Annotated in this window: 9 protein-coding genes and 4 pseudogenes; 6 read left to right on the forward strand and 7 right to left on the reverse strand. The window is 58.0% G+C overall.

What is annotated here, in order from left to right:
• Positions 1-72: 72 nt before the first annotated feature.
• Together AB3L03_RS12255 and panD are read right to left on the reverse strand one after the other, a co-directional pair.
• Positions 73-1,181 (reverse strand): annotated as a pseudogene (locus tag AB3L03_RS12255) (8-amino-7-oxononanoate synthase).
• A 112-nt stretch (positions 1,182-1,293) separates the two neighbouring features.
• Entirely contained in the window at positions 1,294-1,668 is a 375-nt protein-coding gene (gene panD, locus AB3L03_RS12260) for an aspartate 1-decarboxylase (protein WP_085348481.1), read from the reverse strand.
• Between the two features lie 1,167 nt (positions 1,669-2,835).
• Between panD and AB3L03_RS12265 the strand changes: the two are divergent.
• A pseudogene (locus tag AB3L03_RS12265) lies at positions 2,836-3,788 on the forward strand (diaminopropionate ammonia-lyase); the annotation flags it as partial.
• Between the two features lie 105 nt (positions 3,789-3,893).
• On the opposite strand, the gene AB3L03_RS12270 reads toward AB3L03_RS12265, so the two are convergent.
• Positions 3,894-4,666 (reverse strand): IS5 family transposase gene (locus AB3L03_RS12270; protein WP_368508677.1). Its coding sequence is split into 2 segments (ribosomal slippage): positions 3,894-4,183 and positions 4,183-4,666, totalling 774 coding nucleotides; the frame shifts between segments, so codons are not numbered across the junction.
• A 1,328-nt stretch (positions 4,667-5,994) separates the two neighbouring features.
• Positions 5,995-6,168 (reverse strand): hypothetical protein, encoded by a 174-nt coding sequence (locus tag AB3L03_RS12275; protein ID WP_368509144.1) that lies wholly within the window; start codon positions 6,166-6,168, stop codon positions 5,995-5,997.
• Here AB3L03_RS12275 and AB3L03_RS12280 point away from each other — a divergent pair.
• Positions 6,106-6,373 (forward strand): annotated as a pseudogene (locus AB3L03_RS12280) (LLM class flavin-dependent oxidoreductase); the annotation flags it as partial. The gene AB3L03_RS12275 and the pseudogene AB3L03_RS12280 overlap by 63 nt on opposite strands.
• Before the next feature lie 130 nt (positions 6,374-6,503).
• Here AB3L03_RS12280 and AB3L03_RS12285 read toward each other — a convergent pair.
• Positions 6,504-6,797 (reverse strand): PilZ domain-containing protein, encoded by a 294-nt coding sequence (locus AB3L03_RS12285; protein WP_368508678.1) that lies wholly within the window; start codon positions 6,795-6,797, stop codon positions 6,504-6,506.
• Positions 6,798-7,058: 261 nt separating this feature from the next.
• Between AB3L03_RS12285 and AB3L03_RS12290 the strand changes: the two genes are divergently transcribed.
• Positions 7,059-7,226, forward strand: a complete 168-nt coding sequence (locus tag AB3L03_RS12290) for a hypothetical protein (protein ID WP_158091501.1) — start codon at positions 7,059-7,061, stop codon at positions 7,224-7,226.
• Positions 7,227-7,897: 671 nt separating this feature from the next.
• On the opposite strand, the gene AB3L03_RS12295 is transcribed toward AB3L03_RS12290, so the two are convergent.
• The gene (locus AB3L03_RS12295) at positions 7,898-8,239 is read right to left on the reverse strand and encodes a hypothetical protein (protein ID WP_085348479.1); all 342 of its coding nucleotides are present in this window, start codon (positions 8,237-8,239) and stop codon (positions 7,898-7,900) included.
• Between the two features lie 1,139 nt (positions 8,240-9,378).
• Between AB3L03_RS12295 and AB3L03_RS12300 the strand changes: the two are divergent.
• From AB3L03_RS12300 to AB3L03_RS12310, 3 genes and pseudogenes are all read left to right on the forward strand, one after another.
• Positions 9,379-9,815, forward strand: a pseudogene (locus AB3L03_RS12300) (SDR family NAD(P)-dependent oxidoreductase).
• 29 nt (positions 9,816-9,844) lie between these two features.
• Complete coding sequence (locus AB3L03_RS12305) at positions 9,845-10,132, forward strand: SDR family NAD(P)-dependent oxidoreductase (protein ID WP_158091502.1); 288 nt, start codon at positions 9,845-9,847, stop codon at positions 10,130-10,132.
• 128 nt (positions 10,133-10,260) lie between these two features.
• Positions 10,261-11,175 (forward strand): polysaccharide deacetylase, encoded by a 915-nt coding sequence (locus AB3L03_RS12310; protein ID WP_085348488.1) that lies wholly within the window; start codon positions 10,261-10,263, stop codon positions 11,173-11,175.
• 76 nt (positions 11,176-11,251) lie between these two features.
• On the opposite strand, the gene AB3L03_RS12315 is transcribed toward AB3L03_RS12310, so the two are convergent.
• A complete protein-coding gene (locus tag AB3L03_RS12315) occupies positions 11,252-12,208 on the reverse strand; it encodes a TauD/TfdA family dioxygenase (protein WP_085348477.1) in 957 nt (318 codons plus the stop codon).
• Between the last annotated feature and the right edge of the window lie 1,295 nt (positions 12,209-13,503).

Genomic DNA, 13,503 nt, shown 5'->3' on the forward strand with positions numbered 1-13,503 from the left:
GGGAGACCGGCGAGCGCGGTGGAGAATTTTGTCTTGCTCCGGTCTGGGTCGTGCCTTTCAGGCACCGGAGGTTCAGCGGGAATATCCTCTCGTCTCCTCAGCCAGCGCATCCAGCATTGACGTTACGTCCTTCTCGTTGACGTTCAGCGTCAGCGAAATTCGCAGACGGGCCGTACCCGCCGGTACGATTGGCGGCCGAATCCCGCGAATATCGAAGCCTCGCTTCCGCATGGCAGAGGCCAGCCGGTTCGCATCTGCACTATCGCCCAAGACGTACGGCACGATCTGTGAGTTAGATGAGCGTGGGAGGCCACGCGCCTTCATCTCGCGATGCGTGAATGAGATCAGCTTTTCGAGACGTTCCCGGCGCTCAGGTTCTTGCTGCAGAATCAATAAAGCCTCCCGGACAGCAACAGCGATTAGCGGTGATGGTGCGGTAGCGTACATGAACGGGCGACAGCGGTTGATGATGAAGCCGCAAACTGCGCTGGAGGCTGTAACGAGTGCCCCCGTGGCCCCGAGCGCCTTTCCGCACGTATGAATGACAACTACGTTGTCACGTCCGGCGTAGGGCGCGGCGAGCCCTCGTCCCTGCTCACCGTACACGCCTGTAGCGTGGGCCTCGCCCACCATCAGGAACGCGCCGTACAGGGCCGCCAATGCGACGAGCTCTTCCAGCGGAGCGAAATCGCCATCCGTCCCGTAGAGGCTCTCGGCCACGATCCAGACGCGCCCCATTCCGCCTTGAGCCCGCCACTCACGGATTGTATTTTCCACCGAGTGGGGATCGTTGTGGGCGCTTATCCGAAAGTCGGCCCGCCCCGCTCGCGTCCCGTCATGGATACTCGCATGAACGAGCGAATGGACAACAACTAGATCGCCTCGCTGCGGCAGGGTTGTCAAAACCGAGAAATTGGCCGCATAACCACCGTCGAAAAAAAGAGCCCTCTCTGCTCCAAGAACTGAGCCGCTTCCGCCTCCAGCCGCTCGTGTTCCTGGCAACTGCCCCGCAGGCGCCGCGGGCCGCCCGCCCCGATTGGGGTGCCGGCCTCTATCGCACGGGAGACAGCCTGTCCCATGCGTGGCGCACTCGCGAGCGCCAGGTAATCGTAAGATGTGAGATCAATTCCTGCGCACGGCTCGGGGCCCCGCGGCCCGCTGTTTTCCTCCCGGGCATGCAAAACAGGCCTACAATCGGCCTTCTTGGCGGAACGCCTCGAATTCACTCGTTCGCTCACGACTGAACCAGCGATCTCAAAGCAGGCCTTATCTCTCCGTCTTGAGCAAATGGGGCTAGCATTCGCAGCCCGCGTTCCAGCCTTGCACGATACGATTGTTGCGGTCGACCCGCACAACGCGGGGTCTGAAACGCCTCGCTTCTGCCTCGTCAGATGAGGCATATGCAACGATACTGATTTTGTCGCCGGGCATTGCCAATCGGGCCGTCGCACCAGTCAGGTCGATGGCGCCGGACCCTGGAGGCGCTTCAATGATGTAGGTAGAAAATCGTGCCCCATTGTCGAGATTGTAGATCTCGACGCGTTCGTTAATCAGGAAGCCTGCGGCATCAAGCAACCCACGATCAACCGATATCGATCCTCCCCGGTTCAGATCGGTTTCAGTTACCGAAGCTCGATCGATTTTGCCCTTCATAAAGGTGATTCTCATTTCCCGTCCAGCCCAAGGAACTTCAGCAATGCCGTCCCGGTTAGGTGTGATGCGAGGCCGAGCCAAATCGAGTCATAAAGCGGCTCGGGCGTTGATCAGCGATTGTTGACGTGCAGACAAACCAAAACACCCGTGGTCCTCGTAAGGCCACGCCGGAGAACAACCCTTTTGCACCGCATCCGTTACGTTCCAACATGAGAGCTGCTTGCGTAATCCCCGCGAAGCGCCGCCTTCGGACTGGTCATGTGATGGGCGGTGTGCGAGCCGTAGCCGCAAGTTTCCGGAAAGCCGCTAGACTTAATAAGCAGGTTTGCGAGTTGCAGACGGCTCGCATCGAAGCTCTCGCGGTGGACCGCGCTTGAAGTCAGCCCCACCAAACAGGTCATGCAAGGCACGGGCCTCGGCACGACGCCGTTTCCCGCGAAAAGGTGCGCTCTTCCGGAGGTCGTTCGCTTCCGCGCCAGTCTGCATTGGACACACCCTTGATCACATCATCTTGCAGGGCGCCGCCCGCGCCTGAAACTGTACGTCCCTCCAGGAGCAGAAAATCGCCGACTTCTGCTTGAGTGCGCACATATCAAGCGGCTATTGCTGCCTTAGCGCAGGTCTTCCTCGCAGAAGCCGATGCCGCAGTGGTTCTAAGCTCCGTGATAGCGAGTTGTCGTGCACTCGACTATAAAAACAAGCGGTGACTTACAATGCACGTCACCGGTACGAATAGGCAGTGGGCGGCAGGCGGGACCGCGCTATTCATACGTAGTCTCAAATCCGATCGGCAACTTGCGAGCAGGCGGCGAGCTAAGATGAAACTTGTTGAAGTCGATCCTCGCACAGTTCCGTCGGTCGGGCTGACGCTTCCGATCGTCACGATCAGGACGGATTGCATCAGAACGGCCCGCGGCCACCTTAACAAGGATGCGAGCGGGTCGCTTTCCCGCAATTGATGCAGTTGTGAACTTGACCGTCTGCCGAACCGATCGAAGATGCGGCCGAGGGCCGCAACCCGACACGCAGGTATCACCCGCCGGCTGGCCCGGACAGGCGGGGCTTCAGTGGGGCCTCCGACTTGTCGGGGATTACAGAGAAGGCGTGACATCGCCGGCATAGCGGCTAGTCTAGAAAAAGCACGCCGCCGCGATGCTTCTCTGCTTTCCTGGAGTCGAAACCGTGTTGCTTCTCAACCATAGCATTGGGCACCGCGCGCCATTGGATGTCTCGGATGCCAATCTGCTAAGTTGCGAAGCCGCGCGCGAAGTGGAGCGGTTTCTTAGACGCCGCGATGGCTACAAGGTGACGCCGCTGGTTTCTCTGCCGTGCCTTGCTCGCGAGATCGGCGTGGGCGCGATCCAGCTGAAGGACGAGGGTCATCGATTCGGACTTGGCAGTTTCAAGGCGTTAGGCGGGTCCTATGCCGTGATCCGCCTTGTGTTAGAGGAAACAACTCGGCGTTTCGGCCGGCCTACCGACATCGCCGAGATTCACAGACCTGAGGTGAAGGCGCTAGCAGAGGCGGTCACGGTGTCCTGCGCAAGGGATGGCAACCATGGCAGGTCAGTAGCGCAGGGCGCCCACCTCGTTGGGGCGAACTGCGCCGTATTCGTTCACTCGGGCGTCAGTGACGTATTGCCGCCATCGCCCGGTTTGGCGCGCGGATACTCCGCGTCGATGGCAACTATGATGACTCCGTGGCCGAAGCTGCGCGAGTTGCCGCGAACAATGGTTGGACGACCGTATCCGATACGTCCTGGCCAGGCTACGAGCGTATCCCCGGTTTGGTGATGCAGGGGTCCACGGCTCTCGTGAGCGAAGTCTTAAGGCAGTTGCCCGAGCCTCCGACCCACGTCTTTGTCCAGGCAGGCGTTGGTGGAGTGGCCGCAGCCCTCGCCGGACACTTATCGGCTTTATTGGGGGACTATCGTCCGTTCTTCACGGTCGTCGAACCCTCACGCGCAGCGTGCCTTTTTGAAAGCGCTCGAGCCGGACATTCGGTTAAGATTGCTCATGGGCAGCCGACCGTAATGGCGATGCTCGAATGCTACGAGCCTTCGCTCATTGCTTGGCGCATCCTTTCGCGCGCGGCCGACGCGTTTATGACTGTCGATGACCAGGACGCAATCAGCGCCATGAATCTTTTAGCCATTCCTGAGAGCCTGACTCAAAAAGCGTAGACGTCTTCAAGGTCTGGCCAAGCGGCGAGTTAAGAGCCTCAGATGGGCAGCGAGTAGCTAGGCGAGTTCGGTGGCGGCAGAGCCTTCGAAGTCTTTGGAGTGGCGCCGACATCTTCCGAACCATGCAAAGGTGCGCTCGACGACCCAGCGCCTGGGCAGGAGCTGGAAGCGTTTGACCCCGGCCGGTCGCTCGACGATCTCGATCGTCCATTGGCCGCAGTCCGAGAGTGCGTTGAGGAGTTGTTTGCCGCGATAAATCCGATCGGCGAAGACATGTTCAAGCTTTGGGAAGCGGGCTCGCAAGCCCTCCAACAGGGGCACGGCGCCATGGACGTCCTGAATGTTGGCGGATGAACATAGGCCGCCAACAAGAGAACGTTGGTGTCGGTAACGATATGGCGCTTGCGCCCATGGAGGCGCTTGCCGGCGTCGAATCCGCGTGGCCCGCCGGCCTCCGTCGTTGATGCGGTCTGACTATCAATAACGGCAGCTGTCGGTTTGGGTTTTCGTCCGAGCCTTCGGCGCGCCTTCCGAACCAAGGCCTGGACGATCTGCTGCCATCGACCCGTATTGCGCCAGGCGTAAAAATAGCCCTGCACCGTCGAGTATGGCGGGAACTCCTTCGGCAAGGCTCGCCATTGGCAGCCGCTCGACAGAATATAGAAGATCGCCTGCATGATCTCGCGCAAATCGACCTCCCGCGGCCGGCCCAATCGCCGTCGCGGCGGCATCTTCCGGGCGATCAACGCCCATTCTGCATCGGTCAGATCACTTGTGTAACGCAGCCCGCTGCGCTGATACTGGATACGAGCGGCCTTGGTCCACGGCATGGTGTCCTCCCTCGAATCTTTGCAAATCCGAAGGAATCACAGGCCCGCCAAAGCCGCTCACCTTTTTTCGGTCAGGCTCTGAGGACAGCGACCCCGCTGTCGTTGCGGGTGAAAGTGGCGGGGTGGGGGGTGCTGCGAGTTGCTGCCGACCCGAGCTTGCGCGGTCAGACTGGTCTTGGACCTGACGCACGGGTCTTCCTCATCAACACCGAGGGTGCGACTGACCCTCGTCTGTACGAGCAGCTCGTAGGAGAGTCTCCGGCGCAAGTAGCCGCGAAAAATCATGGAAAATCGAGCAGTTCGTGGTCGGCGGCCCCAGGGCCGGCCCCGCGGCCGGTGGGAACCAGGCTGACAAAAAGCGGCCGCGCAAGCATTAAGCGTGGTTGAGAGCTGCTGCGCTATTTCTGCCACGAACTAGAACTGGACGCACCTTTTCGGCACGAAAGGGCTGGCTTTGCTGCCTTGCCGCGCGCGCAAACGCTATGAGTTTGGAGTTCGCAATTCAAACGCCTTCGTCTCATCGCATGCGACAACGTGCGCTTTTTTTTGTTGATTCGGCACAGCAGTTGTGAGCGGCTTCATAGTTGCGTTACAGCTCGCCGGGTGATCTTCGACATGCGTGGACTCCTGATCGTTCTCACGGCTTTCTTGATCATGTTGGCAGCACGTGGCCCGCACCAGACTGCTTTTATGCCGCACCCGACGGCGCCCCTACCACCCGTCAACGTACCCTAGCCAAGCTCCTGGCGCCTGGAAAAGTCACGAAGGTGGAGGATAATAGGAAAGCATCTTGATGCTCCTCTGGCTGATGTCTCCGATCTATACCGCTGCCTTGGTGACCGGCACCTCCCCCGAACACTAGAACGTCAGCCTCATATTCAACGGATCCGGGCGCGGCCGTCACCGCCGTGAGCACTTCCTCCCGGAGCAGTCTCCAGACCTCAAACTCAGGTGGCGAACGCACATCCTCGCTTTCGGAGCGGAGTACTTCGCGGAGGTCATCACCGCCACGAACTGGCCGAGCACGACGGCTTCGTCGATGCCACAGGTAATGAAGAGGATCGTCTTGCCGGTCGCCTGCTAGATGCGCGGGAGTTCGCCCTGAAGGCGGTTCGCGCGGTGTCTGAATCCCTGATCTGTCCCGCTTTGAACAGACCATCCTTGACTAGCCAATCGATCCACACCTGTATCTCCTCATCGGAGATCACCCCGGCTTTGGAGGTGACACCGGTGCTTTTCCAGTATTTGATCGACGAGGCGTCTTCGTTGTGCTTGCGATCCGCGACGATCCTCTCAAACTGCATCCGCACCTCGGCCAGGGGCGCGGTCTACGCCCATTCGACCGCGCGGGAAACGCCCTCAGCCAGCTTGCGGGCGGCATTGGGGTGGTCGTCGATGAATTTCTCGCGCAGGACATACCTCCCCGGTAAGCTGGCCGAGGCGCGCGCGGCCATTGGGTGATTGCTGGCCCACCGGAAAAGATCGCCGACGATATCCAGCACTGGTTCGAAGCTGGTACCGCCGACGGGTTCAACGTCACCACCATTCCTCCCAGGCGGGTTCGAGCTGTTTGCGGAGCAGATGGTACCGATCCTGCGGCAACGTGGACCGTTCCGACATGACTATACCGGCGCGCCGCTACGGGAACACTACGGCCTGAGACGGCCGCGCAGCTTCTTGTCCGGCACAGCTCAGGCAATCGCGTAAGGTTTCGAAATCTCTGATGGACCATCCTGCCACCCCGGTTCGCACGGACTTTGTTGCGAGGTCGCGTCGAGCTAGATTCGGGGGAGAACCTCCTCGCTGAATCAATCCGAACCCGGATCCTTTTCTCCGGCTATGGGCCCGAGCGAATAGTCCGGCTCGTTACAAATTGGACTCCGATTTCCGAGCCGTCCAGTCGAATCAACTCGCATCGCCGGTAGGATAATCCGGTGGTTGAAAGCAACAAGAAGAACTCGCGAGTTTTGAGAACGTCCGTTGATCCATCGATTCGAAGACGCGCTCCGGTCTCCGAAACGTCGATGAGAATGCAATCGTGCCGCCATGTGCCATCGAAGCCCAAAAGGGTCGCCCGATACTCGTGGTCGAAGCGCACGCGTTTTGACCGCCGTTTATCCCATCCATACATTCGATGGCCTTCGTGTCTTCAAAACGGACGGTTCGAAAATGTAGCGGAGCCGGAGTCAAATTGCTCCGCATTGCGCTTCGCATCTAGAATTGGGAAGAAATGACGATTACTAAGAGGAAAATATCTGTCAGTCGGCACCAACGTAGAATAGAGACACCGCGGGCGGCGCTTGCAGCGCTTTCGGACGACCGGTTTGCGCGGCCTTAGACTGGGTATATCGGGGAAGTTACAGGACAATTCGGTCGTGAGACGCGACCATAAATGTGCGTTTCCAGAAATGGCATCAGGAGCGACGAGCTCGCTTCACGTGAAGACGAGGGCAAGCAGACTGGAGCAGAGCAGCGCAACTCCAACTGCCGACAGGGCCAGGAAGCTGCCGGAGACAAGATCAAGAGTGCCCATGATGACCTCAATTCCGGCGAGGAGTAGAGAGCAAAGGCCGCTCCGCTCGTCGGTCAATTGCCAAAGAATAGATCAAATGCAGTGCATAATTGCTGCTGCTGTATCGGGCGGAACGCTCGTTTTCAGCGCGAGCAGGCGGCAGTTCGCGGCGTTTCGGCGGGGACTCTCGCTTCGGCCATGCCAGCTTCTGGAGCAATTGTGCTGCATGTGTTGTCTCGTCAGATGGACTCTGCGCCAGCTGTTAATATAGCTCAGTTGGCGTTACCTCAGTTCAGAGAGATAGGAACTCTCGCCGACATCATTGTGATTAAGGGCCCCCGTTCCGCGACAGTGGTCCCGACGATGAATGAAAGCTATATTTCATCAGCGGAGGCTGGCCCTTTGTGTCGTTCGGACGCGGCCGCAACTGTCAGGCTGATATACGAGAGGCAATGACGCGCGCCTGCGCGCAGCGGTGGCACGACCCGTTGATCGGACTGCAGGCATATCCGCCGGGTAACTACACGGACGTGCTTGATACCGCTTCCGACGGTGGAAGCACCTCGATAGAGCGGTTGCAATCGCCATCTCGCCGAACGACACGTCACGGGACGGAGTAAACGCTCATCGCTCGTGCGTGCCACCAGGAAACCGGCAAAACGACACACGCCGCCTGTGGAGATCGAGGGTGACGTTTCAGGGATGAAGGCGAGCCTTTGTCAGTTCTCTTCACTCCTTCGCACACTAGGTGCCACGGGTCGGCTGGGGGCCAGCGATTGCGTCGGCCTTGCCGTCGACTCCGCAGCGACGGAGCGTGCTTCGATAAAGTCGAGAGTGGCGCGTCCTTTTGTCGTAATGCGCCAGCCACCCTCAATCCGCTGAACGAGTTGTTGCGAAAAGACGTTTAGCTCCGGCACGCAAGCTCCCAACCTCTTGGTGCGCTCGGCCCACTCCGGTCCGCAGGTCGCTAGGATCGCCATATCCCGCTTTAGGTCGGCCATTGAGGCGAAACCGTCTGGATAGCTCGCCAGGATCTTGAGGACTGTAATCTGGGAATTCACCTGACTGACAAATCACTACTTGGTCGCGGAGCTAGCGCCACATCGTGGGCGCCTTCGAAAGAGCTTCGCGCCCCACCTCTTCGAGGCGTTCCTTCGAACTCTCGCCGTTGCTGGCCGCCTCCAGAATCTTTGAGGCCACATGGGCTCGGACACCGGTTGCGCATGGCGGGAGGCTTTTGCATACCTCGTCAAGCACCCTCCGCACGAGGGCGGCAGTCCTGGGATCCAACATCCGAGCCCTCGCGCATCCCGCTCCTGAGAGAAGAGAATACGGATTTCTAATTCGGAAATTGAAATGTGTTAAAATTAGCGGAGAAGCGCGCTTGCGATGTCGATGGTCGCTAACGCTAAGTGCGGAGCGTTGCCCAGACGGCCCGGCTAAGGGAGCTTCGGAAACACCCGGCAAACTGCTGTGGATACGTAGTTGAACGCGCCGAATGGGGAGCAATGGGATCAGGTGCATTGTTCAACACAACCGTGCTCCCAGACTGAATAGCGTTAATAGACATTGAGACTGAACCTCCTCGATGTCACCGCCCCATAGTGGTTTTGCATCGCTTGGCACAGCCCTCGCCTCGCCTCAAATTTATCCCCAAACGTAATGCACTATTGCTGCTATTCTCGTGAGAGCGTGCATTTTTTCGTCCGGACCAGGACCAATCTCGCCGTCTTACCGCAAGAAGAGATGATATCGATATGGAGCTTTTCCAGCCGACGACAGCAGGATCTGTCTCAGTTCCGTCGTACTTGGCTTTGAGGGGACCCGATGTGAACTGTTCTATATTCAATGTAGTGCTTTGCGGACAATGCGCGGTATCTCACCTGTTTTTGGGGCGCCAGTTCGTATGCGGCACCGGTCAGTGCCTCGTGGCTTTGCAGGCCGCTCAACATCTTCGGTGTAAGCGGGTCTACGTGCCTCAATCGAGACTGCCGCTGCGGTAGCGAATGTCGTACCCGATTTTTGGAAGCATTGACGTCGTTCACAGACAATGCCGTGGGGTCTTTGGGTCGTGCATCCCGGAGGAAACTTCGGAAGATCTCTTATAAAGCGGCGATATCGATCGCTTCTTGATTGTAACAGTGCGCTCAAACGCCGGAGCGGCGACCTACCCGATCATGGCAAGATGTGGAGCAGCTTGATGGAAGGTTTCAGGGGCAAGGTCGCAGTTGTAACCGGCGGCGGCGGTGGAATCGGAGCCGCCGTCTCTAGGCGATTGGTTCGTGAAGGTGCGGCGGTGGTCGCTGCCGACATGTCCGCTCCAGCTTTGCAGTCAGTCGTTGCCGACATTGTTGCTGGTGGCGGAGCGGCGGAAGCTGCCATCCTCGATCTTCGTGATGAGAGCGCGAGCCGCCTCATGATTGAAGGTATCCTCGCAAGACATCAGCGCATTGATGTGTTGGTAAACAACGCCGGCATTTTCCGCGGTGGCAACCTACTGTCTTTGTCGGAGGATGATTGGCGGCTGAGCTTTTCAGTCAATTCGATGCAATATTCCATCTTTGCCGAGCCGTTCTGCCGGGGATGATCGAGCGCCGCGCGGGGGCGATCATCAATATCTCGTCCAATGGGCTCTAAGCCCCGCCCCCAACTCCATCGCCTATAATGTGACCAAAGCAGCAGTTGCATCGTTTACCCAGAATCTTGCCAGGGACTATGCGCCTGACGGGATACGCGTCAATGCAGTCTGCCCCGGTGAGATTCATACCCCTATGCTAGAGGAGGGTCTAACGCGAGCGGGCCGAACCGTAGAACAACTAAATAAACTTGTCCCGTTTGGGCGAATTAGTACTTCGGATGAAGTGGCGGCGCTTGTGGCCTTTCTGGCCTCGAACGAAGCACCCTTTATGTGCGGGTCGTTGGTCGAGATCACTGGTGCACAGGCAGTTGCCTGACCAACAGCGAGTGGTAGGCGGGTGGCGATGACCATGTCGCAGGCATGCCGCCAGCCACCGAGAGGATCTGGCGTCAGTCTCACCCCAAGCGCTCACGGGGGCCTTGTGCATATAGAAGGAGGTTGGACGTGATAAAAAATCCGATTCCTTGGCCGAACGGCGCACGGTGCGCAGTGGCCTTCACATGGGACGTCGACGCAGACAGCGCCGTTCACGCTGCCCGCCCAGACAGCGCCGACAACCATGTCGCGACACTCTCCTTCATGCGGTACGACCCGGAAATTGCTGTTCCTCGGATTATCGATTTGTTCAGGCGCTATAACATCCCCTTGACGTTCTTCGTACCTGGTTGGACGATAGAAAACTACCCGGCCGCGGTGGATCTCATGCTCAAGAATTCGCATGAGATTGCTCATCACGGCTACCTCCACCACGACAATAACGCGATGTCGCGTCAGCAGGAAATGGAGGTACTTCGGCAGGGCATTGAGATAATCACTCGCGTGTCAGGTCGCAGACCGCTCGGCTATAGAACACCAATGATATCTTCGAATGGTGTTTCGAGGCATACGATCGACCTTCTGATTGAGCAAGGCTTTCTATATGACACGTCGCTGTACGGCGATGATATTCCTTACGTGCTTCACAATGACAAGGGATCCATAATTGAGATACCTTGCATCCAAGGATTAGGAGATTGGTATCACTACATGAGTTGGTGCGATTTTGGCTATAGTGCAGCCATCAAATCTCCCATGCATGCAGCTGACGTCTTCAAGGCAGAATTTGATGCCGCGTGGGAATACAAGGGAATGTGGATGTGTGTGTGGCATCCGTCGGTGAGCGGGCGACTGGCGCGATGTACAGCCATTGAGCCGTTGATCAAGTATATGATCAAAAAGGGCGATGTCTGGTTTGCGTCCATGTCTGAGATCGCTTTGCACGTCAGAGAGGTCATATCGTCCGGCACATGGAGACCACGCATCGATCAGGTTCCCTATTACGCCAGCCCCGCCCCGGACGCCGCCGCCAAGGAACGCTAGCGCGTGCGACAGCGCCAGCCCTGTAGCGAGCAATTCGGGCCTTCTGAGCACCGTCGCCTGTTCTGGAGAGTCAGCCTCAAAGCGACCGCGTGGCCCGTCTCAACGCGTAATCGGGCGCAAGTCGCGGCTTCCGAGCTTGAGCTGCTCGCCCCCTCGCTGCTTGGGGTTTTTGCGCCTTGACGCGCGTGAGGCAAGGAGGGGAACCGAGGCTGCGCGCATCGCGACCGCCCGCTGTGGAGTGATCATTGGCAGACTGCGTGAGGCGATTATCCCAGATCGCAACATCGCCGTCCCTCCACTTCCAGCGCACGCTGTTATGCGGCGCCCTGATGTACGAATGGAACAAGTCAAGCAGCTTTTGACCAGTATGTGTCTGCAGGCCAACAAAGCGGCACACGGAACTGCCAAGCATGAGCATGCGCTCGCCGGTTTGAGGATGAGTGAGAACCACCGGAAGCGTCGTTTCATAGATCGTTCCGGTGAACATCTCCTCGAATTGCGCTTCTTTCACCTCGATTGAATGCTCTTTCAAGCCGTATCGATCGGCATTGGCGTGAACTGCCCAGAGTTCGTCAGCGAGCATGCGCATCGATAGCGGAAGATCGTCATAAGCGGCCGCCGTATTCGACCAAACCATGGCACCGCCATAAGGCGTAGCCATTACGGCGCGCAGCACAGCGATACTTCGTACTTCGTCAGATGTGACATCGGCACGCCCTTGGGTGCTGCGACCAATGTCGTTCGAGGATGGCGCCAGAATGCAAGGTATTCGGTCGGTCGCACTGAGTTGAGGGCGCGAGATTAGCCTATCTAATCGAACAGAAAGGCGCTCCTGTTCGGCATCATCAAAATGGTGTTGATCACGGAAGAAGATCACCTTGTGCTCCAGTATAGACCGGCCGATCGCCCGCAACACATCGTCAGACAAGTCTCCCGATAGCCTGATATTGCAAACCTCGGCGCCAAGTCGCGCTGCGCGGTTGATGACGTCTGGCCCCGGTGTGACACTATCTATGTTCGTCGTACTGCTCATGGCTGCCTTCTAAAGCGCGACCTTAGAACGAAGCTCCACCATTCGCCTGCCGCAGAAGCGAGGACGGAGAATATGCACGGTCAGCAGAGTCTCGGCCGCAGATTGTTGTTGAATGACCTCGCGTTGACATCCGAAAATGTAAGCGCAAACGATGCGCGGTCAATGAAACGAAATCGGCGTTATTCTTGGCTCCGAGTAACAATTGCATTGCGTTCGAGGGAGTTGCTGGAATATGCGAACGATAGCGCTGAGCCGATCTTCACACGCGCGCAACACAGCGGGCTAGTCGACACCGCGCGAAGCGTTACGCCTGCCAAGGATGGGTGCGCATATCATTCATCGACGATCCGTCTACAGGAATTTGCTGTCGTTCCGCGCACCGCCGCCCGCTTAGGCGTTCGCTACTGAATAGAGCCTGACGCAATTTAACTGCATTCCAATGCTGTCCTCGGTGTCAACGATTCGATTTACAGAAGCTCAGTATCGACGAACTTTTACGGCGTCATGACGAGCGCGCAAAAAGCTGTGGCGGATCACTAGAAGGTTACGTCGGAGCTAGTGAGATCTGCCGAAACGAGTTCGATACAGGCTAACAAATGCGACCCGCCTAGCAAGGAACTGCTAGAAGTGGCAGCCAGAGTGAGTATTGTTTTGTGCGCTAGCTCACGATCCACGCGCGCATGACGCATCAGACTCAAAGCCATGCGGTATCATTGAACTCGCCAACATAGCCTCAGCTGCTTGGAAGATCTTGCAGACTTGGCATGGGCCTCGGCTCCGCTGTAGGAACGGCCGAGGATCCGGCGCGAAACGCGCAATGAGGTCGCATGGCAGCGGTATCACTAAGGAAAGTTGCCGACGACTGATGGCGCGGCTCATGGTCGCAATTCATACTGCGATCTATCGCAGTTGATTCATGCAATCTGTCGCGCTTCAGCGCTCCGTTTACGCGCTTGAGCAATCTGATCGATGGATATCATTCTGCCGATCCGGGGGATTGAACAAGCCGAACTGCTCGAATGATCAATTTGGCGGCGGATTTCCAACGTTGCTCCGAGCAGACGGCCGCGTCTTCGCTGCCCGACTCGAAAGCTGGACTTCTCACCGTCACAACCGGCTCGGCGGCTGAAATCCGGCGACGACCGCCTCTAAATGCGGGATTTAAGCGTGAGCGAGGAAATGATTGCACTATATGGTACCGAGACATCGTTACTGTCCAGATCGACGAGGATTGCGGTTTCGCGCGCCTCGTTCAGCGGGTAAAAGGCAGGAGCGTAGGCGAGAAGCGGCAGGCG

Source organism: Bradyrhizobium lupini (assembly GCF_040939785.1).
In the GTDB taxonomy this organism is placed as follows: domain Bacteria; phylum Pseudomonadota; class Alphaproteobacteria; order Rhizobiales; family Xanthobacteraceae; genus Bradyrhizobium; species Bradyrhizobium canariense_D.

Excerpts from the sequence above, each read along its gene's own strand:
- panD (WP_085348481.1), bottom strand. The coding sequence starts at position 1,668 with ATGAGAATCACCTTTATGAAGGGCAAAATCGATCGAGCTTCGGTAACT.
- AB3L03_RS12285 (WP_368508678.1), bottom strand. The coding sequence starts at position 6,797 with ATGTATGGATGGGATAAACGGCGGTCAAAACGCGTGCGCTTCGACCAC.
- AB3L03_RS12290 (WP_158091501.1), top strand. The coding sequence starts at position 7,059 with ATGTGCGTTTCCAGAAATGGCATCAGGAGCGACGAGCTCGCTTCACGT.
- AB3L03_RS12315 (WP_085348477.1), bottom strand. The coding sequence starts at position 12,208 with ATGAGCAGTACGACGAACATAGATAGTGTCACACCGGGGCCAGACGTC.